The organism is Bradyrhizobium sp. URHC0002, from assembly GCF_054059515.1.
In genome coordinates this window covers 1,751,867-1,776,582 of the sequence record NZ_JBSSCF010000001.1, presented here as the reverse complement: position 1 = coordinate 1,776,582, position 24,716 = coordinate 1,751,867, and the positions used below count along the sequence as shown (strand labels likewise).

At 61.0% G+C, this 24,716-nt stretch carries 18 protein-coding genes; 7 read left to right on the top strand and 11 right to left on the bottom strand.

Translation table 11 applies throughout. The annotated features are described in order from the left end of the window. Positions 1–87: 87 nt before the first annotated feature. The 5 genes from ACVWVY_RS08405 to ACVWVY_RS08385 form a co-directional block, all read right to left on the bottom strand. Positions 88–954, bottom strand: a complete 867-nt coding sequence (locus ACVWVY_RS08405; protein ID WP_456625936.1) for a 3-keto-5-aminohexanoate cleavage protein — start codon at positions 952–954, stop codon at positions 88–90. 66 nt (positions 955–1,020) lie between these two features. Beyond that, positions 1,021–1,854: a helix-turn-helix domain-containing protein gene (locus tag ACVWVY_RS08400; RefSeq protein ID WP_456625935.1), complete on the bottom strand. Its 834-nt coding sequence runs from the start codon at positions 1,852–1,854 to the stop codon at positions 1,021–1,023. A 115-nt stretch (positions 1,855–1,969) separates the two neighbouring features. Beyond that, positions 1,970–2,626: a glutathione S-transferase family protein gene (locus ACVWVY_RS08395; protein ID WP_456625934.1), complete on the bottom strand. Its 657-nt coding sequence runs from the start codon at positions 2,624–2,626 to the stop codon at positions 1,970–1,972. 34 nt (positions 2,627–2,660) lie between these two features. Beyond that, positions 2,661–3,815, bottom strand: a complete 1,155-nt coding sequence (locus tag ACVWVY_RS08390) for an acyl-CoA dehydrogenase family protein (protein WP_456625933.1) — start codon at positions 3,813–3,815, stop codon at positions 2,661–2,663. Between the two features lie 59 nt (positions 3,816–3,874). Continuing rightward, complete coding sequence (locus tag ACVWVY_RS08385) at positions 3,875–5,029, bottom strand: acyl-CoA dehydrogenase family protein (protein WP_456625932.1); 1,155 nt, start codon at positions 5,027–5,029, stop codon at positions 3,875–3,877. A gap of 206 nt (positions 5,030–5,235) precedes the next feature. Here ACVWVY_RS08385 and ACVWVY_RS08380 point away from each other — a divergent pair, with 206 nt between their 5' ends. After that, positions 5,236–6,447, top strand: coding sequence for an ABC transporter substrate-binding protein (locus tag ACVWVY_RS08380; RefSeq protein WP_456625931.1), 1,212 nt, complete (start codon positions 5,236–5,238; stop codon positions 6,445–6,447). 39 nt (positions 6,448–6,486) lie between these two features. On the opposite strand, the gene ACVWVY_RS08375 is transcribed toward ACVWVY_RS08380, so the two are convergent. Next, complete coding sequence (locus ACVWVY_RS08375; protein ID WP_456625930.1) at positions 6,487–7,704, bottom strand: NAD(P)/FAD-dependent oxidoreductase; 1,218 nt, start codon at positions 7,702–7,704, stop codon at positions 6,487–6,489. A 99-nt stretch (positions 7,705–7,803) separates the two neighbouring features. Further along, positions 7,804–8,382 (bottom strand): TetR/AcrR family transcriptional regulator, encoded by a 579-nt coding sequence (locus tag ACVWVY_RS08370; RefSeq protein ID WP_456625929.1) that lies wholly within the window; start codon positions 8,380–8,382, stop codon positions 7,804–7,806. Positions 8,383–8,465: 83 nt separating this feature from the next. On the opposite strand from ACVWVY_RS08370, the gene ACVWVY_RS08365 reads away from it, so the two are divergent. After that, the gene (locus tag ACVWVY_RS08365; protein WP_456625928.1) at positions 8,466–8,750 is read left to right on the top strand and encodes a hypothetical protein; all 285 of its coding nucleotides are present in this window, start codon (positions 8,466–8,468) and stop codon (positions 8,748–8,750) included. Positions 8,751–8,999: 249 nt separating this feature from the next. Continuing rightward, positions 9,000–12,431: an acyl-[ACP]--phospholipid O-acyltransferase gene (locus tag ACVWVY_RS08360; RefSeq protein WP_456625927.1), complete on the top strand. Its 3,432-nt coding sequence runs from the start codon at positions 9,000–9,002 to the stop codon at positions 12,429–12,431. A gap of 150 nt (positions 12,432–12,581) precedes the next feature. Here the strand turns inward: ACVWVY_RS08360 and ACVWVY_RS08355 are convergent, their stop codons facing one another. Beyond that, positions 12,582–13,697: an AI-2E family transporter gene (locus ACVWVY_RS08355; RefSeq protein WP_456625926.1), complete on the bottom strand. Its 1,116-nt coding sequence runs from the start codon at positions 13,695–13,697 to the stop codon at positions 12,582–12,584. Positions 13,698–13,794: 97 nt separating this feature from the next. Between ACVWVY_RS08355 and ACVWVY_RS08350 the strand changes: the two genes are divergently transcribed. Both ACVWVY_RS08350 and ACVWVY_RS08345 read left to right on the top strand, forming a co-directional pair. Then, complete coding sequence (locus ACVWVY_RS08350; RefSeq protein ID WP_456625925.1) at positions 13,795–15,084, top strand: metallophosphoesterase; 1,290 nt, start codon at positions 13,795–13,797, stop codon at positions 15,082–15,084. Positions 15,085–15,253: 169 nt separating this feature from the next. Beyond that, positions 15,254–16,447 (top strand): amino acid ABC transporter substrate-binding protein, encoded by a 1,194-nt coding sequence (locus tag ACVWVY_RS08345; RefSeq protein ID WP_456625924.1) that lies wholly within the window; start codon positions 15,254–15,256, stop codon positions 16,445–16,447. 941 nt (positions 16,448–17,388) lie between these two features. On the opposite strand, the gene ACVWVY_RS08340 is transcribed toward ACVWVY_RS08345, so the two are convergent. Continuing rightward, a complete protein-coding gene (locus tag ACVWVY_RS08340; protein ID WP_456625923.1) occupies positions 17,389–18,966 on the bottom strand; it encodes a winged helix-turn-helix domain-containing protein in 1,578 nt (525 codons plus the stop codon). Between the two features lie 315 nt (positions 18,967–19,281). On the opposite strand from ACVWVY_RS08340, the gene ACVWVY_RS08335 reads away from it, so the two are divergent. Next, positions 19,282–19,575 carry a hypothetical protein gene (locus ACVWVY_RS08335; protein WP_456625922.1) on the top strand — a complete coding sequence of 98 codons (294 nt, stop codon included), beginning with the start codon at positions 19,282–19,284 and terminating at the stop codon, positions 19,573–19,575. 183 nt (positions 19,576–19,758) lie between these two features. On the opposite strand, the gene ACVWVY_RS08330 is transcribed toward ACVWVY_RS08335, so the two are convergent. Further along, a complete protein-coding gene (locus tag ACVWVY_RS08330) occupies positions 19,759–23,169 on the bottom strand; it encodes an adenylate/guanylate cyclase domain-containing protein (protein ID WP_456625921.1) in 3,411 nt (1,136 codons plus the stop codon). Positions 23,170–23,499: 330 nt separating this feature from the next. Here ACVWVY_RS08330 and ACVWVY_RS08325 point away from each other — a divergent pair, with 330 nt between their 5' ends. Next, a complete protein-coding gene (locus ACVWVY_RS08325; protein ID WP_456625920.1) occupies positions 23,500–23,985 on the top strand; it encodes a lipocalin-like domain-containing protein in 486 nt (161 codons plus the stop codon). Between the two features lie 222 nt (positions 23,986–24,207). Here the strand turns inward: ACVWVY_RS08325 and ACVWVY_RS08320 are convergent, their stop codons facing one another. Then, positions 24,208–24,708 carry a lipocalin-like domain-containing protein gene (locus tag ACVWVY_RS08320; RefSeq protein WP_456625919.1) on the bottom strand — a complete coding sequence of 167 codons (501 nt, stop codon included), beginning with the start codon at positions 24,706–24,708 and terminating at the stop codon, positions 24,208–24,210. Positions 24,709–24,716 lie beyond the last annotated feature (8 nt).

The window sequence follows — 24,716 nt, the reverse complement described above, 5'->3', positions numbered from 1 at the left end:
AGGGAGCGAAGCGACGAAGCAATCCATACTTTCCTTGCCGCGAGATGGATTGCTTCGCTTCGCTCGCAATGACGGCGGCCAAGACCGTCAATGCCTGGTCCCGAAAATCTGCCGCGCTTCGGCGGGACTCGCGATCTCCCGGCCCGCGCGCCGCGCGCAAGCGGCGATCGCCTCGATCAACTGCCCGTTCGAGGTCACCTTGGTGCCATCGGCGAGATAGAAGGTATCTTCAAGTCCGGTGCGCAGGTGCCCGCCGAGATCGGCGCAGCGCTGGTGCAGCGGCCAGATTTCGGCGCGGCCGATCGCAGTCACCTGCCAATGGGCTTCCGGCAATTTCAGCTTCAGCAGGATCGGCAGCAGGTCCGGATCAGCCGGCATGCCGGAGGCGACGCCCATCACGAAGTTGTATTCGAGCGGTCCGGAATACATTCCGGTCTGCCGGTACATGCCGACGCAGCGCACGATGCCGACGTCAAAGCATTCGAATTCGGGAATCGTACCGGCATCCTTCATGACGTCGAGATAATCCTGCACCTTCTCGACCGCGTTATCGAACATCATCGGCGGCCAAGCCCAGGTGTTGTCGGACTTCACCTTCAGATAGTTCAGCGAGCCGGCGTTGCAGGCCGCGATTTCGGGCTTCGTTTCGCGCACGCAGTCGAGCGCGCCCTGATATTTCGGACCCGAGGTGCCCGTGGTGTGGTTGATGATGACACCGGGGCAGGCCTCACGGATCGCCTGCTGAATTTCCTTGCTGACGCCGACATCCCAGGACGGCAGATGCCCCTTATTCGGCTCCTGCTGGCGCAGATGGACGTGCATGATGCTGGCGCCGGCGTTGAACGCGGCCTTGGCCTCGCGCGCCATCTGCTCCGGCGTCACAGGCACGTTGTGCTGCTTCGGATCGGTCAGCACGCCGTTCAGCGCGCAGGTAATGACGGCCTTGTCGCCCATGGATCAGCCTTCGAATGCGAGACGCGAGGAGTCGCGAAAACAGCTTTCGCGATCATGCGTCGGGCATCAGCCGGCTTCTTGCGTCCACCCGCTATTGTCGGCGGCGGCATGGCGGTGGCTATAGATCGCCAGATCGCGCGAACCTGAAAAGATCGCGCGCGGCTTCAAGCCGTAGAAGCGACGGATCGAGTGGCTGAAATGCGTGGAGTCGGGATAGCCGATATCCTGCGCCAGATGCGCAAGGTTGATGTCCTGGTTGGCGAAATGCAGCAGATGCCGCGCCCGCTTCCAGGCGCGGAACGAACGGAAGGAAATGCCGGTCGCTTCCTTGAACAGATGCAGGAAGCGCGACGGGGAGAGTCCCGCCTCCGCCGCGCAGCTCGCCGCCGTCACCGGTTCGCCGGAGAATTTTCCGATCTGCAGAATCGCGCGCGCCACGCGGGCATCGAGTTCACGCCGCGGCAGCGCTTCGCCAAGGCACAGGGTATCAAATTCGGAGCTGGAGAATTCATCGCCGGCGTGATGCTCAAGCAGTTCGAGATAGGCGGCGCGGATGCGGCGGGTGAAGGCTTCGCCTTCAGGCCCCGTGAGGCGTTTGGCGAGGTCTTCGAGCACGCCGGGAGGGACGCTCTCCGGCTCGATCACGATGCTGAGCACCGAACGGTGGTCGCTGGCAATGGTGTGCCTGACGTTCGGGAGCACGGCGACCATCTCGCCATAGTGCTCGCGGCCATCGGCGGTCGTGAGCCACAGCCCGCCCTCCAACGAAACATAGATGTTGAACGCACCCGAGCAGCGTTGGCGCGGACGGCCGAGGAGCCCTGCGTAAAAAACGCGCTCCGGGGTGATCAGCATCAGATGGCCGGATTTGTGGCCGATGTTGTCGCCGATGTTGTCCATGGCTCGTCCTCCTCGCGCGGCTCTTTGGCCGCTGCGACGGGGTCAACCATAGCCGAAATTCGGTGTCTGTCACCGATCGGGAAAGGTTAATTCGAAGGACAGAAATCGGCGCCCCTCAGGCCCGGATCCGTGTCGCCACATTCTGCTCGACGCCGGCCTTGCGTTCCGCCGCAACCGCGCGCTTGTAGCCGTCGCGTTCCTGCAATCTGGCCCAGTACGCGGCGACATTGGGGCCGAAATCCTTGGCCAGGCCGATATTGCCCGCCAGACGCAACGCGTAGCCGTTGACGATATCGGCCGCGGTAAAGCGCCCGGCGCACAAGGTTTCGGCATTCGCGGTGGCTGCCTCCACGGCGCGCAGCCGGCCGAGGAACCATTTGGCGTAATCGCCGGCCACTTGCGGGTTGCGCCGCTCCTCCGGTTCGAGCTGGCTGTATCTCAGCACCAGCGTTTGCGGAAAGGTCAGCGTGGCGTCGCTGAAATACATCCAGTTCAGGAAGGCGCCGTAGGCGGGATCGTCGGCCCCGACCACCAGCGGCGTCGGACCATGCCTGGTTCCGAGATAATAACAGATGCCGGAGGATTCCGTCATCTTGGTCTCGCCGTCGATCATGAAGGGAATGGTGCCGAGCGGATTGATTGCGAGATATTCCTTCGCGAACACCCGCGGCGGGAACGGCAGCATTTTCAGCTCATAGGGCAAGCCCATCTCTTCCAGCATCCAGAGCGGACGGAACGAGCGTGCGCCGTCGCAGTGATAGAGCGTGATCATCAGGCTGTTTCCTTCGTAAGTTCCGATCGGGTTTTTATTGGTTTTTCGGCAGCGTGCCCATCATCTTGCATAGCACCGTCAGCATCACTTCGTCGGCGCCGCCGCCGATCGAGGTCAGGCGGCTGTCGCGATAGGCCCGGCTCACCGGCGTCTCGTTCATGAAACCCATGCCGCCCCAGAACTGCAGGCAGGCATCGGTGAGTTCGCGCCCCAGACGCCCCGCCTTCAGCTTGGCCATGGTGGCGAGCCGCGTCACGTCCTCGCCCGCGACCAGCGCCTCGGCGGCGCGGTAGATCAGCGCGCGCAGCAGTTCGACTTCGGTCTGCATCTCCGCCAGCTTGAAATGGACGGTCTGGTTGTCGAGGATCGATTTTCCGAACGCCTTTCGGTTGCGGGTGTATTCGATCGTCTCGGCAATAATGAATTCATGCGCCTTGAGGCAGGCCGCCGCGCCCCACAGCCGCTCTTCCTGGAACTGCACCATCTGGTAGGTAAAGCCCTTGCCTTCCTCGCCGATGCGGTTGCGCTTGGGCACCCGGACATTGTCGAAGAAGATCTGCGCGGTGTCGGACGAGCGCATCCCCATCTTGTCGAGCTTGCGCGCGACCTGCACGCCCTTGCTCTTCATCGGTACGCAGATCAGCGACTTGTTGCGATGGACCTGGTCGTCGCTGGTGTTGGCGAGCAGGCAGATCCAGTCGGCCTGCACGCCGTTGGTGATCCACATCTTGCCGCCATTGATGACGTAATCGTCGCCATCGGAGCGCGCACTGGTTTTGATCGAGGCGACGTCGGAGCCCGCGCCCGGCTCGGAGACGCCGATACAGGCCACCGCGTCGCCGGCAATGGCGGGGCCAAGAAACTCGCGACGCACTTCATCGGAGCCGAACCGCGCCAGCGCCGGCGTCGCCATGTCGGTCTGCACGCCGATCGCCATCGGCACGCCGCCGCAGGTGATGGCGCCGAGCTCTTCGGCCATCATCAGCGCATAGGAGTAATCGAGCCCCTGACCACCGAATTCGACCGGCTTGTTGAGGCCGAGAAAGCCGAGATCGCCGAGCTTCTTGAACAGCTCGTGCGCGGGGAAGATGTCGTTCTTCTCCCATTCGTCGACGAACGGATTGATTTCGGCGGCGATGAATTTTTGCAAGATACGGCGAGGTTCGTCGTGATCGGCGGTAAAGAGCATACTTCTTTAGCTCCGGTTGGCTTGCTTGCTCATTCCCGATGGCCGGCTTGTCCCGGCCATCACAACCCCATCTGCCTCGAAGCGAGATCTTTCATGATCTCCTCGGTGCCACCGCCGATGGCGTTGACCTTCACCTCGCGATAGATGCGCTCGACCTTGATACCGCGCATGAAGCCGGCGCCGCCAAAGATCTGCACGGCCTCGGAGGCGCAGAACGCCATGGTCTGGGTCGCCTGGTTCTTCATCATGCAGATTTCGGCAACCGGGCTTTCGCCCTGCCCGAGCCGCCACGCCAGCATTTCCAGCATCGCCTGCGACGCCGCGACCTTCTGGGCCATGTCGACCAGCTTGTGCCGGATCACCTGATGCTGCGCGATCGGCTTGCCAAACGTCTTGCGCTCCCTGGCGTAGGCAATCGCCTCTTCGACGCAGACGCGGGCGTAGGCCGTGCAGCTCGCCGCCATGCCCATGCGCTCGCTGTTGAAATTGTGCATGATGATCTTGAAGCCGTGCCCCTCCTCACCGATCAGGTTTTCCGCAGGCACGCGGCACTCGTCGAAATGCAGCGTCGCGGTATCGGACGCCCACCATCCCATTTTCTTCAGTTTCGTGCGCGACAAGCCCGGCGTGTCGCCTTCAATCAGCAAAAGGCTGACACCTCCCGGCCCCTCGCCGCCGGTACGCACCGCGACCGTCAGATAATCGGCGCGCATGCCCGAGGTGATAAACGTCTTTTCGCCGCTGACGACATAATGGTCGCCGTCGCGCCGCGCCTTGGTGCGGAGATTGGCGACGTCGGAGCCACCGCTCGGCTCCGTGATCGCGAGCGCGGAAATCTTCTCACCCGCCAGCACCTGCGGCAGCACCCTCGCCTTGACCTCAGGGCGTGCGGCGCGCGCGATCGGCGGCGAACCGATGGTATGGCTCATCAGGCTCGCACTGATACCGCCCGCGCCGGCACGTGCCAGCTCCTGCGAAACCACGATTTTCATGAACTGGTCGGCAGGCATACCGCCATATTCTTCCGGGAAACCGAGCCCAAGCAGCCCGATCTCGGACGCCTTGCGATATAGCTCACGCGGAAACTCGCCGGCTTCGTCCCATTCATGGGCATAAGGTTCGATCTCGCGCGCCACGAAGCGGCGCATCACGTCGCGGAAGGCCTCGTGTTCGGCCGTATAGAACGGGCTTTGCACCCTTGTGCGCTCCAGCATGCTTTCCTCCCGGGGAATTACGATGCCCCGATTTGGCCGGTGCAAACTTGCGTTGAGCGGCTGGCATGACGCGGCCTGCACCACCGGGCGAACCCGACGCGTGCTGTGTCCAGCAACTGAACGCAAGACCGGTTGCCCGAGCATGCCCTAGCCTTGGTTCAAAACCAATAACAACATTATCGGCCATTCGCCGGGGAGGATGAAGCATGATCCGATCGAGCAAGTTCGCCCCGGTCTTCTTTTCCGCGCTGCTCGCGCTGGGCATAGCGACCACGGCGAGCGCCCAGCAACCCGGCATCACCGAAACCGAGATCAAGTTCGGCAACATCATGCCGTATAGCGGCCCGGCGTCGGCGCTTAGCGTCACCGGCAAGGCGTTTGCGGCCTATTTCGATCTGGTCAACGAGAAAGGCGGCGTCAACGGACGCAAGCTCAACATGATCTCGCTCGACGACGGTTTTTCGCCGCCGAAGACGGTCGAGGCGACACGCCGGCTGGTCGAGAATGACGGCGTCGCCTTCATGTTCGGCACCATGGGCACCGCGCCGAGTTCGGCGACCGCAAAGTATCTCAACGGCGCCAAGGTGCCGCATCTGTTCCTGATCAGCTCCGCATCGAAATGGAACGACCCGGTCAACCAGCCCTGGCTGATGGCGCTGCCCTGGGCACCCAACTATGTCGAGGAAGCCGGCATCGAGGTGCGCTTCGCCCGTGCCAAGAAACCAAATGCGCGCTTTGCGATCCTTTATCAGAACGACGATGCCGGAAAGGACTATCTGCGCGGCGTCAAGGAAGCGCTCGGGGCTGACGCCGACAAGGCGATCGCGATGGCGACGAGTTTCGAAGTCGCCGATCCCACGATCGATTCGCAGATCCTCACGCTCGCCAACACCAAGGCCGACGTCTTCCTGATCTACAGCGTGACGCCGCGTGCGTGCGCGCAAGCGATCCGAAAAGCCTACGAGACCGGCTGGCGGCCGATGCGTTTCATCTCTTCAGGCTGCGCCAACAAGGAAACGGTGATGGTGCCGGCCGGGCTCGAAGCGGCGACCGGCATCATGTCGGTCGGGGCGCTAAAGCCCTATTCGGCTGATTCCACCGACGCGGACCTGGTCGCCTACCGGGATTTCATGAAGGCGCGGCTGCCCAACGTCGATCCGGCCAACCTGGCGGCGGGCTACGGCTACATGGTCGCCCAAGCGCTGGTCGTGGTGCTCACCCAGTGCAAGAACGACCTCAGCCGCGAAAACATCATGGCGCAGGCCGCCAACCTCAAGGGCGTGGCGCTGCCGATGCTGATGTCCGGGGTGACGCTCAACACCTCGCCGACGGACTACCGTCCGATCAAGGACGGCTACATGGTCGAGTTTCGCGACAACCAGTTCAACGTGATCAGCGAATTGCTGCGGGGTTCGTGAACCGGCGATCTGTCCGACACGCACCGCCGACGCAGCCGATTATTGACGCGCAGCCGGTGGCGGCTTCTGCACCGTCGGCGCGGCGGCTGCCAGAATGTCCGCGCGTACGCCGTTCCTCGGCGGATAGATCCGCTGCTGGTTGATCACCTGCTTGGTCGCCTTCGCAGGCGCCCCGGATGAATACAGCTGGCGGTCCCATCCGATGGTTTGAAGTGCTCCCCAGGTTCCGAGGTCGAGCACGGTCACATACCAATCGATCTGGAGTGGAAGCATCGGCTGTCCAAGCAAATTGGCCACGACGTTATTCCCAGCAAAGCGGCCCATCGGTCTTGCGAACTGGCAGGACATCACGGTGCAATGTTCGCCGTCCACGACGCAGGAGGCCACATCGCCGGCCGCAAAAATGTTTGTCGCACCGGCAACGCGCATGAAGTGATCCACATGCAGGCGACCAAGCCGATCCCGCTCGACCGCGATCGTCTGGGCCACCGGGCTTGCCCTCATGCCCGCGCACCACACGACCGTCCGTGTCGGGATCATTTCACCGGAGCTCAGCGTGACGCTGCCTGTATCGACAGAAGTGACCGTTACGTTGAGCCGCGTTTCAACACCCAGCGCCGCCAACGCGTCGCTGACGATCGGGCGCGCCTGTTCCCCGATCGTCTCGCCGACGACGGGGTTTGGATCGACGAGAATGACGCGCCGGTTGCCGGAGAGATCAGCCTTTTCGAGCTTGCCTGGCATCTCTGTTGCGACTTCGATGCCCGTGAAGCCGGCGCCCACGATGACCACCGTGGCAAGGCCTTCCGAAGCCGCTTGCTCGCCCAATGCGGCGAGGTGCGTGTCGAGCCGAACGGCCGCGGCGTAGGTATCCACGTCAAAGCCGTTGGACATCAGCCCGGGTATCGCGGGGCGCACCAATTGGCTGCCAAGCGCCAGCACCAGCCGATCGTATCCTATGACCTCGCTGCCGGCGTTCGTTGTCACGCTCACATGCTGCTTGACGGGATCAATCTCCCGGACCTCCGCAATCCTGTGAGCGACGCCGGCCGGGTCAAGCAGTTCGACAAGCGGTATGGCCGCGTCGCTGATGTCGACCTCATAGTTGCGTACCCTGATGTTGTGGTAGGGGTTGCGATCGACGACGAGTATTTCGACGTCCGCTGCCGGCGCACCGATTTCGTCGCGCTTGCGCGCAGCACCGAGGGCGGCCCAGAGCCCAGCGAATCCCGCACCAAGCACAACAATGCGCGCCATGTGATTTTCCCGAACGCTCGGCTGGAGCTAATCTCGCGGGAGGAACTGAATCAAGCTTGTTGAGTGCCGTCAAAATCCTGCGCGCGCAGCGGCGCAGGCTCAGCCCTCGCCGTCTCGCGTTTTATCAAGCGAGATGCCCAGGCCCGCCAGGTGTGTATCCACGAATTGCGTCAACTGTTGGCGCAGCTTTTCCGGCGGCACCGCGACCATTCGCTCTTCCAGGCCGAGCGAAATGATGCCGTGCACGGCGGAGAACATCATGCGCGCCAATAGCGCCACCTCCTCCGGATTCCGCTCGGGCAAGAGCCGGACCATCGGCTCATGCATCAGCGCAAACGCCTGCATCACCATCTTTAGGATGTCTTCGGGGAAAGGCCGGTCGTCCTCCATCCGGTGTTCGAACAGCGAGCGCAAAAGATTGGCGTGTTCGGCCGCGAACGTCAGGTAGGTCTCGGCCAAGCCGTGGAGCTGCCGGACCGGGTCTTCGGCAGGAACCGCGACCAGGCGGTCGGTCAGAGCCCGAACCGTCTCGCGATTCACGGTCAGGATCAGGCCGTCGAAGTCTCCGAACTCGTTATAGACGCTCCCGATCGAACAATCGGCGGCCTCCGCGACATCCCGAACCTTCAATGATCTCAAGCTGTTAGAGGCAATCAAGCCGCGTGCGATCTCGATCATGAGATGGCGCCGCAAATTTTTTTTGCGTTCCCGCAAAGATTCTTCTTGAGCGTTGCTCACGTTTGTCCTATACATTTTGAACAATGTTCATTTTCAACCCGGAGGCTACCCCAATGCAAACCCTCGTTTCCCAGCTGACCACCTCTTTCGTCGACGATGCCATCGAACTCGTGAAGGGATTTGGCAAAATTATCGTCCACATCGCCACCGCGCCGATCGAGCGCATTGCCAATGCCTGCGACGTCGGCGGCGTTCTGGCCCGCCGGCCGTCGGCGCGTCGCCTGCGCGCGACGATGAAAGCCCATCGTCCGCGCAGCCCGTGGAAGCGCTCGCTGTCGCCGTTCGCCTCCCTGCACCATTTGACCTGAGGCGCCGCCGCTTTCGTTCAAATGTGTCTCCAATCGTAAGAAAGGGATCACTATGCCACGGCAAATCATCCACCAGGTCCCACGCAACAATGTCCGGATAACTTTCCGTACAACTTTTCAATGCAACCGTGCCCGATGACCACTTCGTGCATTGGCCACAACTTTCGCGCGACCGACGACACCCAAATTAGCAGCTCACGATTGTAGATCAGATCCGGGATTGCCCGGCCGAAGTAACAGGAAATAGCCATGATCAAGGAATTGCTGTCCTCTCGCCGCTTCGCCCCGCTGTTCTGGTCGCAATTCTGTTCGGCCCTGAACGACAATGTGCTGAAGAATGCGCTCGTCATCATGCTGCTCTATGGCGTGGCCGCCGAAGAGGGCGCTCCACTGGTGACGTTGGCCGGCGCGGTGTTCATCTTTCCCTTTTTCGTGCTTTCGGCGCTCGGCGGCGAACTGGCCGACAAATACGTCAAAATGACCGTCGCGCGGCGCCTGAAGTTCGCCGAAATATTTGCCGCCTGCTTTGCGGCCGCCGGCTTCTACATGCATTCGATCCCGTTGCTGTTCGTGGCGCTCGCGCTGTTCGGCGTGGTGGCCGCCCTGTTCGGCCCGGTGAAATATGCGATCCTTCCCGACCAGCTCCAGGTTTCCGAACTCGCGACCGGCAACGCCCTTGTCGAGGGCGCGACCTTCCTGGCGATCCTGATCGGCACGATCACCGGCGGCCTGTTTATCGCAGGCGCCTCGCACATGGGATGGATTTGCCTCGCCGTGGTCGGGCTGTCGATCCTGTCCTGGGCATTCGCGGCCCGTATTCCCGTGAGCCAGCCATCCGCGCCTGATCTGCCGATCACAGCCAATCCCTGGACCTCCACCGTTCATCTTTTGAAGTCACTCTACGCCGAACCGCGCCTGTGGGACGGCATGGTGATCGTGTCCTGGTTCTGGATGGTCGGCGCGATCGTGCTGTCGCTGCTGCCCGCGCTGGTCAAAGGCGGCGTCGGCGGCACCGAAGGCGTCGTGACGGTCTGCCTCGCTGTGTTCGCGATCGGTATTGCCGCGGGCTCGCTATTTGCCGCGCAGCTCAGCCATGTGCGCCCGAATCTCGCGCTGGTGCCGATCGGCGCCATCGTGATGGGCATCGTCGGCCTCGATCTGGCCTGGGCCATCGGAAGCACGGTGCACGGAACCGACGTAACGGCCGCCGCATTCATTACCTCCTTCGCCGGCTTCCGGATGCTGGCCGACTTCTTCCTGTTCGCCGTTGGCGGCGGCTTGTTCGTGGTACCGTCCTTCGCCGCGGTCCAGGCATGGTCCGCGCCGTCGGAACGGGCCCGCGTGATCGCCGCCGGCAACGTGCTGCAGGCGGCCTTCATGGTAGCCGGCTCGCTGCTCGTCGCGGGATTGCAGGCGCTTGGTCTCCCCGTAGCCTGGATCTTCTTCGGCCTTGCGATCGCAAGCTTTGGCTCGGTCTGGTTCGTGCTCAACAAATGGGGCCGCGAAGGCGTGCGCGACTTCGGCGCGCTGCTGTTTCGTGCGCTGTTCCGCGTCGAGGTCCGTGGCATGGAAAATCTGCCGCCGGCCGGCACCCGCATGCTGATCGCACCGAACCATGTCAGCCTGGTCGATGGCCCGCTGCTGCATGCCACGCTGCCGATCGACGCCAGCTTTGCCGTTGACACCGGGATTTCCAAGGCGTGGTGGGCAAAACCGTTTCTGAAGCTGATCAAGCATTACACCATGGATCCGACCAAGCCGCTGGCGGCGCGCGACCTGATCAAGCTGGTGGCATCGGGTGAGCCGGTGGTGATTTTTCCCGAAGGTCGCATCACGGTGTCGGGCTCGCTGATGAAGGTTTATGACGGCACCGCGATGATCGCCGACAAGGCGGATGCGGTCGTTGTGCCCGTCCGCATCGAGGGCGCGCAGCGTTCCTACCTGAGCTACCTGAAGAACGGCGAAATCAAGCGCTCGTGGTTCCCCAAGGTGACGATCTCGATCCTGCCGCCGGTCAAATTGCCGGTCGACCCGTCGCTGAAGGGCAAGACCCGGCGCAATGCGGCAGGCGCGGCGCTGCAGGACGTCATGATCGACGCCACGGTCAAGAACGCCATGCTCGAGCAGACCCTGTTCGAAGCGCTGGCGCATGCCCATCGCGACCGCGATACCGGCAAGCCGATCATTGAGGACGCTCTCGGCACCAGCCTGACCTATCGCAAGTTGATCCTCGGCGCCCAGGTGCTGAGCCGCAAGCTGGAGCAAGGCACCACAGCCGGCGAGAATGTCGGCGTGCTGCTGCCGAACTCGGCCGGCGTCGCCGTCGTGTTCATGGCGCTGCAGAGCATCGGCCGCGTGCCGGCGATGCTCAATTTCTCCGCCGGCCCGGTCAATGTGCTGGCGGCGATGCAGGCCGCGCAGGTCAAGACCGTGTTGACCTCGAAGGCCTTCATCGAAAAGGGCAAGCTCGACAAACTCATCGCCGCCATCGCCGGCAAGGCCAGGGTCGTGCATCTCGAGGATGTCCGCACCTCGATCGGTGCGCTCGACAAGGTCCGCGGCCTGCTCGCCGGCACTGCCCCCCGCGCCGCCCGCAAGGCGGACGATCCGGCGGTCGTCCTGTTCACATCAGGCTCGGAAGGCACGCCCAAGGGTGTCGTGCTCTCCCACCGCAACATTCTCGCCAATGCGGCACAGGCGCTGGCGCGGGTCGATGCCAATGCCAATGACAAGGTGTTCAACGTGCTGCCCGTATTCCATTCGTTCGGCCTGACGGGCGGGATGATGATGCCGATGCTGGCCGGCATTCCGATCTTCATGTATCCGTCGCCGCTGCATTACCGGATCGTGCCGGAGCTGATCTACCAGACCGGCGCCACCATCCTGTTCGGCACGGATACTTTCCTCTCCGGCTATGCGCGCTCGGCCCATGCCTACGACTTCCGCACCCTGCGCCTCGTGATCGCCGGCGCGGAAGCGGTGAAGGACCGCACGCGGCAAGTGTATATGGAGCGCTACGGCATCCGCGTCCTCGAAGGCTACGGCGTCACCGAGACCGCGCCCGTGCTCGCGATGAACACGCCGATGGCGAATCGTCCAGGCACTGTCGGCCGGCTGTCGCCGCTGATGGAAGCCCGCCTCGATCCGGTCCCCGGCATCGAGGAAGGCGGACGCCTGTCGGTGCGCGGACCCAACGTCATGCTGGGATATCTCCGTTCGGAAAACCCCGGCGTGCTGGAGCCGCTCGCCGGCGGCTGGCACGATACCGGCGACATCGTCGCCATCGATGCGGCCGGCTTCATCGCCATCAAGGGCCGCGCCAAACGCTTCGCCAAGATTGCCGGCGAGATGGTCTCGCTGTCGGCGGTTGAGGCCATGGCCGCAGCGCTGTGGCCGCAGGCGATGTCGGTTGCGGTATCGATACCCGATGCACGCAAGGGCGAGCGGATCGTGCTCCTGACCACGCAAAAGGATGCCGAACGCTCGGCGATGCAGCGCCAGGCCAAGACCGTGGGCGCGTCCGAACTGGCGGTGCCGGCGGATATCCGCGTGGTCGGCAATTTGCCACTGCTGGGCTCCGGCAAGACCGACTATGTCGGCGCGACCACGCTTGCCAAGGAGCTTGCGACGCCGGCCGAGCCGGTGCGGGAACAGGAAGTCGCTGAACAGGAAGTCGCATAACATTATCGCGTCGCCGCGGGATCAATGACGATCCTGCGGCGAGCAGATCGGATCAACTGCGAGAATTTCCGACGCGATTGACCGGAACCAGAAGTCGCCTTTTAACAACGAACGGCCTAACCCCATCTCCACCCGCAACTGGTGCGGCAATCAATCCATCTTCTTGTCGGAAGGCGTCAATCTAGCCGCATCTGTCGCAGGTGCACTCGGGATGGCCGTATAAAAGAAGCTTTCGTAATATCGTTGTAACGCGAAGCGCGTCAGCACGCCGATAGCAGACGCAAGCGGCACGGCAATTAAAAGGCCGACGAACCCGAACAGGTAGCCGAATGCGAACAGCGCGAACATGATCCAGACCGGGTTCAAGTTGACGCGCCGGCCGACGAAATAGGGCGACAGCAAATAGTCTGACAGTGTCTGGCCGACGAAGAAGATCGCCGGGACGATCCAGATGATGGCCCAATGCGGCCAGAACTGTGCAATCGCAACGCAAGTCGATGTGACGAGCCCGCTCAGCGAGCCGAGATACGGCACGAAGCTTATCAGTCCAGCCGCAATACCGATCAGGATCCCATGCTTGAGCCCGAGCAAGGACAGCGCTGCCGCGTAGAATACCGCGAGGATCAGGCACAGCGTGCCCTGACCGATCAAAAAGCCGCCGATCGTATCGTCGATCTCGCGAGCAAGGGCCCGGACGGTATCGCGCTGCGCAGGCGGTATCCAGTTGTCGATAACCGCCACCATCTTCTTCCAATCATAGATGAGATAGCAGGCAACAATCGGGGTCACCACCAGGAGGGAGAAGGCCGAGATCAGCGCCCGGCCTCCGGTCCAAACCGAGCGCAGAAAATCGTTGAGCCAGTCAGTCGCCATTGTGGTCAATTCTCCGACCGACTGCTCCGCGTAGGCCAGGCCTTCTCCGACAAGCTTGCTCAGCCACGGCCGATTTGGATCGGTCGCGAACCCCCGCACCGTTTTGATGTAGAGCGGAAAATTATCGATGAAATAGGCAAGCTCACCGACAACGACCGGGGCGGTCAGAATGATAAGCGCGGTCACGCCGACAACGAACAATCCGACGATGGTTAGCGTCGCAATGAGGCGGTTCATTCCGAGCCGTTCCAGCCGAGTGGCCAGAGGATCAAGTAGATACGCCAGTAGCATCCCGGCGACGAAAGGCAGCAGGACTTCGCGCAACAGAACGACGGCGACGACGACCGCCGCCAATACCGCAATCCAGAATGCGACGGGCCGAGTGAGGTTCATGGTTCATGCTTACATCAAGCCGGCCGGGGCGATATGCTGCGCACGTGTATGACCCGCGGTCGGATATTTTCGACCGGTCTGGCAGGGAGATGATACTTTGGCACAGAAGTATTACTTTGTCAGTGACCTGCACATGGGTGGCGACGGTCAATTGCAGCACTGCGATTACGCCGCCGAGTTCATCGAATTCCTGAAGGCGTTGGAAAAGGAAGGCCCCGACACCGAGTTTCTGATCGTGGGCGACACGTTTGGCTTCTGGGAGCTCACGCTTGTGTGCGGGGTCGAAAGGCTTGCGCACATCATACAGGCGCACCAGGCGATTTTCGATCAACTCAGGGCCACCGGAGCGCGCATCAAGGTGACCATGATGGTCGGGAATCACGACTATGATCTCGCTTGCGATCCGGCCTTTGTGGAGAAACTGCAGGCATACAACATCCATCTGGACCCGAGCCTGGTCCTGATCCGCCCGGTGGGCGACAAGAGGATATGGATCGAACACGGACAGCAGCGCGATCAGTTCAACAGCTTCCCCGAATATGGCAACGCTTACGCTCTCCCGGTGGGCTACTTCATCACGGAAACCTTCGTCAGCGGAGCCAGCCGGTATTCCGACTTCGGCCGGGGAGACTGGCTCAAGGACATCCGCTCCGTGGGCACGATGCAGATTCCCGAGTGGATGCTGTCGAACTACTTCTACCGCGAGATGAGTATGGCGCTGCGCTGGGTGCTGCTGCCCTTCCTGCTGCTGGCCGGCGTCACGGTGATCGCGATTCTCGGCGAACTCCTTCGGGTCGCGGGCATCTTTGATTACAATATCATATTTCACAACCCGCTGATGAGCAGGCTGGGGATCATCGACAACGTCCTTCAGGTCGTGATCGCGATCAATTCCCTATTTTTGATCTTGTTCGGTATCCCTGCGTTGTTCGTTGAACGTGACCTCATGCGAACGTTGCGTCGCTTTCGTCTGCAGACGAGTCACGGAGTGACCCCGAACCTCGATTCGGAAGCGCCCTACCTAAAAGGAGCTCAGGAGGTTTTCCAGGGTGATGACAAGGTAGCGGTGTTCATTTTCGGACACACGCATTCGGCGTTCCTGCGGCGACTGGGTCCCGCCGGTCAAGTCGTCATCAATACCGGTACGTGGCTGAAGCTATTGTCCCGTGTTCCGGTGCGCTTTGGCTTGTTGCCCGCGGTCTACTATCCCTCGTATCGCCTGAATTACTTCCGGATCGAGAAGGAAAACAACCAACTTGTGATCGACTATGTCGAAATTCCCAAGACGCCTGAGCGCGAACTGACTTGGCTGCAGCGTCTCGTGATCCTGGGGAACGTGCCTAAGTCACCAGAAGCAATCCCCGCAAGGACAATTATCGATTTGTAACTGCAGAGACCAATGACAGGCGACTTCCGCACCCTGCGCCTCGTGATCGTCGGCGCGGAGGCGGTGATGGACCGCACGCGGCAAGTGTCGACGCCGGTTCCCGCTGAAGCTCGCGCTGTGGTAGTATGTCAGCTGCTGGGGTGACTCTTTCAGGCTCGGGAGAGGCTCTATGTCCAGACTTGTCACAATCCTCGCTGCTTCTGTGGCGCTTTGCGTCACCAGTCTGGCTCACGCCCAGCAGCAAGCATCATCCAATCGCCAGCCGCTTCGGATTGGTGCCACCATGTCGATCACGGGAAAGGCTTACTCGGTCCAAGGCGGATATGGCCGCGAGGGCTACCTGCTGTGTCAGAAGCACCTGAATGCGCAAGGCGGCCTTCTCGACAGGCCGGTCGAATTGGTGATCTACGACGATGAGTCGGACGAAAAGACCGCGGCACGCCTTTATGAGAAGCTGATTAGCGAGGACAAGGTCGACGCAATCCTCGGCCCCTACGGCACCGCGATCACGGAGGCCGTTGCCGACATCCCCGACAAGCATCGCAAGGTGATGGTCGCGGCAAACGCCGCGACGAGTTCGATTTGGGAAAAGGGACGCAAGTTCCTGATCATGGTGCTTGCGCCGGTCGATTTAGCGGCCATCGGTGCGCTCGACCTCGCAGCGCGCAACGGCCTGAAGAAGGTCGCGATCATCAATCAGGATGCCCTGCTGCCCAAAGCGGTTGCCAACAGCACAAACGAGCTCGCCAAAGAAAAAAACCTAGATGTTGTGGTCTTCGAGACCTATCCAACCGGCACCAGAGATTTCTCCACCATTTTGAAAAAGGTGCAGGATGCTGCCCCGGATCTATTGATCGTAGCAGCCGTCCGGCTGGACGATCACGTGGCGATCATCCGGGAAATGAAAGGATTGAACTTTGATACGAAGATGGTGAGCAGTCTGCCTTACGGCCTGCTGCCGGAATTTTATCAGCAGCTCGGGAAGGATGCTGAATTCGTTTACAGCGCGACCTTCTGGGAAGCGAGTCTGCCGAATCCGGGGAATCGCGAATTCGTTGCGGCATATCAAAAGGAATTCAATCGCGCGCCCGCTGTTCAATCAGCCAATTCTTATGCTGGATGTCAGATTTTTGCGGAGGCCGTGCGACAGGCGGGCACAACCGACTCTGAAAAGCTCCGCGAGGCACTGCTGACACTCAAGACAAAGACCATCCTCGGCGACTTTGCTGTCGATCAGCGTGGTTTTCAGACTGGACAGAAGGCCGTGACGATCCAGTGGCAGGACGGAAAGCAAGCCGTTGTTTGGCCGGACGGGTTAGGGTCTGCGCCGCGTTTCCCGACGCCGAATTGGGCCAGCCGTTAAGACAAGGCGTTTCGCGCGCGCAACTTCGCGCGAGATCGCTGGAAAGTTGCCCTCTGAGTACGGAAGCCTGATCGAATGATTTCCGGTTATGGTACTTTTCGGACCTGACACGCCCGGCTGCGATGTCTGTTCTTGAGGGTAAAGCGGACGCCCATTTGCGCGCCCACGGCTACTTGGCTAGTCGGATCAAGGCCGTCATCTGTCGTCGCTGAAGTCGACTTCCCGCTTGGCCAAAGGCTTGACCGCCGCCGGGGTCGGCATAACCTCCACCGCCATCGTTGGTCTTTAATGGAACTAGCTCGGTCGGATTTCATCACGCCAGGTTAGTTCGGTATGTCCAAGCACGTGCGAGAATTATGCCATGCCGAAGCGCGCTTCCATAGGCAAGCGTCGGAGCAAAGCCTTACCCGTCCTAGGGTTTGCCGGCATGTCTCTCTCGATGGCAAGCGGTGCGTGCGCCTCAACCAGCGAGGCGTCGGCGAATAGATCACCGCCCTCGGAGAAGCACGAAATCTTTCTTGGTGAGGAGGAAATCTCCGACGTCAGCTTGGCGGCGTTCTATGTCTTCGACAACGAAAATGCTGGACCACCACCGCTCTTCCAAAAGCCAAGGCTGGCCGCCGGATGCGGCGCCGGCTGTGCCTGCAGCTTCGGCTGTGCCTACTGGCCGCAATCTCCGCGGCCTCCAAAGGCAACGCAGCCGACACAGCATCGAAAGAAGAAGCCTCCGCACCGCACGTACTAAATGGCGTCCGGTAAAGCCGCCTCAGTCAAGCGTTACGCGACAGGCTTGCAACGTCCTCGCGTCCTCACCGTCAAAATCGAACTGATGTCCGGCACTTTTGAGACATGCCGAAGCGATCCGATTATGTCCGATGTTCGGGGAAGACCGGAAGTGACTGGCAACCGACCAAACCGTCGCGATTGACCCAACCCGGACATTACCCTCCCGGAACCCCGGCCATGCGGAAGCCCTCGGCAACGCGCTCGCGCTTGGCGAGGTAGGTTGGGTCATCGCTTTGTGGGTTGAGGCGGTATCGACGAATCGTGAAGGTCGGATCGAGCGCAAGTCCAGCTTTGGTGGCGGCCCGCGCCTCTTCACGCGCGCCGAGCAGCGCCAGTGCTGCGCCGAGCGCGAAATGCGCGAGGGGATAATTTCGGTTGGCCTCGAGACTGCGGCGGAACCAGCCGACCGCTTCGGCATCCGCCATGACCTGCAATTTTGCGAACCCGATCATCATGAGCCAATCGAAGGCAAACATGTCTCGTGGCGAGAGGCGAAACGCTTCGTCCATGTGCGGCTCGATCTCGGCTCCGCGTCCAATATAGAACTTGCCCATTCCGATTTGCGCGTGCGCCTCAGCCAAATTGCGATCCAGCTCCAGCGCTCTCTCGCACTCCGCAATGCCTAGAGCGACGCGGTTCGAAGCCATAAGCGCGGTGGCCATGTACAAATGGGCCCCCGCGTGGTTCGGAGCGATGGACAGCACCTTTATCAGCGTCGCCTCGGCAGTCGTAACAAGTGCGGCCTTGTCGTCACTCATGAGTGCAACGCCAACTAGTAGATCCACTACAGCGGTCCAGATCGCCGCCTCGAGGTTGTCCGGATCGAGGGCAGCCGCTCGCTCAAAAAGCCCGCGAGCCCTTGCCGCGTATTGCGGCGTCCACCCCTTGTACAACCAGGTCTTTCCCTGGAAATACAAGTCCATCGAACTGGGGTGCGGGGATCGTTCCGAACGTCTTGCCTCCTGCTCAGTGAGTTCAGCATGTAAAGTGTTGGCAAGCCGGGAAACGATCTCGTCCTGCATGTCGAAGAGATCGGCGACAGGGCTGTCAAAACGGTCAGCCCACAGGTGCGCGCCGAATTTCGCATCCACGAGCTGAACATTTACCCGAAGGCGATTCTCGCTTCGTTGAACAGATCCTTCGAGCACATATCGCACACCCAGTTCTTGTCCGATCTGCCTGATACTAGTCGGCTTCCCCTTGTAGGTGAACGCAGTGTGCCGGCCGATCACAAACGAGCCCCGAATGCGGGACAGGTCCGTGGTCAGGCTCTCGGTTATGCCATCGGCGAAGTAGTCCTGCGCGGGATCGCCGCTGAGGTTGGCAAAGGGCAGCACAACGATGGAAAGATGAGGCGATGAGGCTGGCATGGGTGCGTCGCGGCCTTGCCCGCACTCGACTCCGGTGGGAGCTGCGGGCCCTTCCGTCTCCCGCACCGGACCAATAAAGCGGAAGCCCCTGCGCGGCAGCGTCTTGATCAGACGCTGTTGCTCGCCGCAATCGCCAATGACGGTCCGAGCCGCATTCAGGCGGGTCGTCACCGCAGCATCGGAAACGATGCGTCCATTCCAGACCCCCTCCACCAGATTGTCCTTGCTGACGACATGGTCCCTGTTTCGGATCAGATAGCCGAGCAAGTCGAAGACCTGGGGAGTCGTCCGGATCACTTCGGGCCCGCGTCGTAGCTCGCGCAGATCGGTGTCGAAAGAGTAATCCTCGAAGAAATAGCGCAAGGTCCACTCCCCGGTTGGCTCCCTGACCGTCTCGGGTGGCTCAGCGCCGTGAAGAATAAACCGCCGGTAAGCAAAATGTAAGCCGCATGGCTGCTTGTGGCCCTTTTCGGACGTGCTGCGGCAGTCTTCCGATGTCCGCCGTTGGGGGTTGAACAGACCGAAATCAGCCGCGCCCGAAGGTCACCTTTTGACCCTTGGCGGACACGGCTTGGAGGTTTGCATCCTGTTTCCGAGCGCGGTGACCTATTTTGAAATCAATAGTGGCTGAGTTTGATCTAGATTGCAGACCAAACCATTAATTGGCGGAGCGAACGAATGACCATGTCAGCCATCTCGCACTACCGCGGCGGCTCCATCGACGTTGTAGCACCCGTAGCTAAGAAGTTGAAAGCGGCCTACCTCAAGCACGGGATCATCTATCGTCTTAGCCGATTTGAGACCGGCCCAAATCGTGGCGATTGGCTCGTCGTTGTACAATACGACCAAGATGCCCATGAGACATTGCAGGCAGCCATCGCCCAGGACGCCGAGTGCCAACAGGCGTTCGCCGAGATTGCAAAGTTCGCGACCAGAATTAGCCGAGAGCTAGTCATCGATCTCGATCTTTGACGAGCCCAGAATGTCTCCTGCTGGCACTTTTGAGACATGCCACCGTCCGTGTGTCCGCTTCGGGGGAAAACCGGAAGTCATCGACGGAGAGCCAAACCGGCGCGATTGACCCAAAGCCGACATGCACTCGCTTCCGCAAATGTCAGCGTTTAAACTGTCACAAACGTCGCGGAAGCCCGTTCGTCAGGAGGTCTGATCCAAAGCATCAAGTAGCGCCTTGGCCGCCCGCAAATCCGGCGTCGCCAAGCCCTCGGTGAAGCGGTCGAACACCGGACGCAGGAGGGCTGCCCCTTCGCTTGTACGGCCGCTCTCGGCCAAGCGGGTTGCCAATCCGCCGGCAGCGCGAAGTTCAAGTGCGAGTGCGCCTTGTTCTCGTGCGAGCTGCAGCGCCATACGATACTCTGCCTCTATGCGGGGACTTTTCGGATCAAGTTGATGCAGCGCTTCGGCGCGCAGGCGGTAGAGATCGGGAACAAAGAACTGCTGGTGGGTTTCGACCGACAGAAGATGCAATTCCTCGAGAAAGTTCAGCGCCTCTTCGGTGCGGCGCATCTCCAGCTTGGTACGAACCAACAAGGTGCCCAAGAAAGTCAGATATAGTCGCTCCTTCATTTCCTGGAGACTGCGAAAACCCGCTTCCATTTGGTCGGCGCCGCGCCCGACCTCACCCAATCGCGCAGTTACCCAGCCGGCCTGGAAGCGACCGAGGCGAACAGGCCAACCCAAGTTGGCTTCGGTGGCCACAGCGACCATGGCTCGGTTGTTTGTATCGAAAGCGGCATCGTCATCCATCATGATTGAGAGGAACACCCCCATCATATGCGAGTTTGCGACGCTCAATGGGTTACCGAGCTTGGTGCCGAGGCTAATCGCCCGGCAGGATAGATTTTGAGCGCGTTCAGCCAAACCGGCTTGCCAAAAGGTGATTGAGCCGGTGCTGCAGGCGCAGACACCAGGGTCATGAGCCCCATACATCGACCAGTGGTCGCGATGCCGTCCCAGATCGTAAAGCGCCAGTCCGTTTTCGACGGCGTCCCTGGCAGTGGTCACGTGACCGCGCGCGACCGCCGTCGTCCAACGCGCGTGGTGAGCCTGCAACTGCAAATCGTCGGCTCCGATCCGATTGGCCATTCCTACCAGCATATCAGCGCGCGCAGCGGCTTCTGGCAGCTTGCCGCCCACTGAGTGAACCATCCAATCGGCCCACCGGGCACGGAAATGCAGCGGATCGTCGCCTAACGGGGCGCTAACTGTGAGTGCCTCCGTCGCCATTTTGGCGTGCTCGACCGATGATGGACCCTTTAGGGCTACCATCGCTATGCCACGGTCCAGCAACAGGCCGGCTTCCTCGCGCGTCCTCGCTTCCGAAGGTCCTTCCTTGGCCACCAACGCCAATGCTTTAGCGAAATGGTTCGTTGCTTCGGCGTAGGTGGCGTTCAACAGCGCCAGCCGGCCAGCGCGGCCCCAGTACTCCTTGGCTAGCATCTCCAGTCCGGCCGCTTCGCAATGATGCGCAAGCATTTCGGGCTGCCGCGCAATCAAATCAGGGAATTTCTCCGGAAGAGTCCGCGCAATTCGAGAGTGGATTTGCTGGCGTCGTGCGCGCAGCAGGCTGGCATAGGCGGCGTCCTGTACCAGTGCATGCTTGAAGACGTAGGTCGCATCGGGTGGCTCGCCGCGGACATAGACGAGCTCCGCATTGGCCAACTGACCCAGCGCTTCCTTGAGCTCGTTGTCGCGCAACTCAGATACGGCAGCAAGCAGATCGTAGGAGAATTCTCGGCCGATCGCCGAGCCAATCTGCGCTACTTCCTTGACCGGCGACAGACGCTCAAGCCGTTCTATCAACGAATCCTGAAGGGTCGTTGGGATCGCCATCGGTGCCAGCGGGCCAGTGAGGGCATAGCTCCCCTTACGTTCGACCAGCAGGCCTGATTCGAGTACGGTTTTGGTCAGTTCTTCAATAAACAGTGGAACGCCATCCGTTTTGGCAACGATCTGCTCAAATACCTCTGCCGGCAGCGGCTTCCCGCCGCACAGGCTGTCAATCAGCTCGGTGCATTGCCGGCGCGCAAGCCGGTTGAGTGTAAGCCCCGTAACGTGCGGCATGTGTCCCCACGCGTGCACGAACTCTGGACGGGAGGTTACGAGCGTGAAGACCGGCAGGTCGCGAACGCGATCAAGACACAGCCCAATAAGTTCGCGCGTCGTAGGATCGATCCAGTGCGCGTCCTCGACCAGCCAATGGACCGGCTTGATCCGCGCCAGTGCCGCGAGCTGGCTTGCCAAGGCTTCTAGCGTGCGCCTCTTGAGCACGTCAGAAGTCACATTGGGCATGACATGGTGGCTGCCGAGCGGAATTCCGAGCAAGGTCGCCAGCAGTGGCACCACCTCGTCCATGTTCCGGGTTGTGGGCGCAAGCAGCGATTCGAGTTTTGCCAGGCGGGCCGAACCATCTTCTTCTGCGTTCAGGTCGGCAGCGTACTCGAGCTGGGAAATGACCGGCTGCAGCGCACTGTTGACGTGGAACGGGGAGCACTGGTAGCGAATCCGCGTATGGTCGAACCCCTCCAGCCGTTGGCGCAGCTGCTCGGCAATACGAGACTTGCCGATGCCGGCCTCCCCGCACAGGAGCACCGCTTGCCCTTCGCCACCTAACGCCTGTTCCCAGCGGCTGTTCAGCAGCGCCACTTCCGGCTCGCGCCCGACGAAGCCGCTGAGACCTGCCACGTATGCCGCTTCAAAGCGGGAGGCTGCAACATTGCCCGCCACCTGCCAGACACGCACGGGCTCGGAAATGCCTTTCAGTTTGCGGTCACCGAGATCGACGTAGCGGAAAGCGCCACGCGTCAGCGTGCGCGTGCTGTCGGCGATCACCACAGTGTTGGGCTCGGCCAGTCCTTGCAATCTTGCCGCGAGATTGGGCGTGTCGCCTATGGCAGAAAGCTCGGACGCGCCGTCCGGCGCCGCGACCGCGCCAACCACGACCATTCCCGTCGCAATGCCGACCCGTACCGACAACCTATGGCCGTTGGCGGGTGTCAGGCGATCAATGGCTTGGACAACATCGCGCGCCGCACGCACTGCACGTTCCGCTGCGTCCTCGTGCGCGCGAGGATAGCCGAAGTACGCGAGGACGCCGTCGCCCAGGTACTTGGCGAGATAGCCGTCGTAGCGCGCGATAGAGCCGGCGCAGGCGTCCTGATAGGCGCGCATGACGTCGCGGACGTCTTCGGGATCGGCACGGGCCGCGAGTTCGGTCGAACCAACGAGATCAGCAAACATCACTGTGAGCTGTCGGCGCTCGCCGTCTGCTGACGATTGGCTGGTTGCGCGGCGGGCTTCGTCTGGCGCCACAGCGATCGTGCCCAACGGCAAATTGCTCGCGACCGACGCCGGCGTTTGGGACCCAGCCAAGCGCAATTCGGCTATGGCTTTCATCAGGCGGACGCGATGGCCTAGCGAGAGGCCAAGCTCCTTCAGATGTGTTTCCTCTAACTCAAGTAATGCCAGACCATCGATATCGTTATCGGCGAACGTCCTGATGTATTGCGATAACCCTAGACTTGCGAGGAACGAGGCAAGTTCAACCATCAGCTGCCCTCCCCAAAACGGGTCTAGGAATGCTGACAGTATCCCAGCCCTAGACAAACAGTAGCCTAGTCAGTCCCAGGCTGGTTGGGACGATTCGTCGCTGGCCGCGTCAGAAAAGGGATGTCTGCTTATGGCACTTTTCGGACCTGACAGGCCCGGCTGGCGATGTCTGTTCTTGAGGGTAAAGCGGACTTCCCAGTTGCGCGTCCGGACTTCTGAGTTTGACCCATAAGAGACATCGAACGCAGCACCAAGCGTCGCCCCTTGATCCGTGATAGCTTCAGACAGTGGAATCCCCTCAATGAATGGGGCTCGAAGGGAGGAAACTCTATGCGCACACTGATGCTGGCTGTCTTTGCGGCAGCAACCGTGCTTGCATACCCCGCTGTTGCAACGGACGTGTCCATCTCGGGTACATACAGGCTCGTCAGCGAGCAGCGGACCATCGTGGACACCAACGAAGTTATCCCGGGTACTGGGGCGCGCGGCTACATCACCTATGGCGACAACGGCCACATGCTCGTTCTCATCGTCCGGCAGCCGAGACCTACACCGGAGGGCGCCGAGAAGATAACGGATCAGCAGCGGATCGAACTGTTCCGTACGATCACTGCCTATGCGGGTACGTACAAGTTCGACGGCACCACCATCGAACACAATATTGAAATCTCGATGAATCAAGTATGGAGTGGGACGAAGCAGGTGCGATCCGTCAAAAGGGATGGGAACCACCTCGTCTATTCGACGCCTCCGTTTCCGTTTCACACGGACGGCAAGATGAGCATCAACACATTGGTGTGGGAGAAGGTGCAGTAGGGGTGGCCCTCGGCGGACGCGGCTACGTCTTCGCCCAAGCATGTCGCCTACTGGCGCTTTTGAGACATGCCACCGTCCGTGACGGTGTCCGCTTTCGGGGGAAAACCGGAAGTCATCGACGGAGAGCCAAACCGGCGCGATTGACCCAAACCTGACTCTCTAAGCCAGGCTTTAGCTACCAGTAGCGGGGCTTGTGAACCCAACGCGCGTTTGATGGAGACGCTACTCGGCACGCTCCCAAATGGTGGTGACGACGACCTCCTTGCCATCAACCGAGGCTTTGAACGGCTCGGTTGAAATCGTCAGCGTCTTGCCCTGTATCTCGACCTGAGACGATAAATCTCGTCCGGTCCATAGCTGGTGCCACGACGTATCGTAGCGGGTTACAACCTTGTTGCCTTCAACCTTGTAGGTCCCGCTGCCGAATGACATCGTCTTGAACAACTCACTTCTTTCGGCATCCGTCAGATTGGGGCTGGCGGGAGGCTTGCGGTCGGTCCCGACAATGACAAACGTGAGGAGCCCGCCCCGCGTGAAGATGATGTAGCCAGTCGGCTTTTCTCCAAAGGTCGCCAGAGTCGCGCCCGTCGCCACTTCCTTGCGCAACTGGCTATTGAGGCTCCACACACCAACGAGCTGAGGGGCCAGGTCCTGCGCTGGCGCAGGCCGGGGCAACATCAAAAGGAAAGCGAGAGCTGCTGCTGACATCAGAGTACGCTTCATGAGAACCC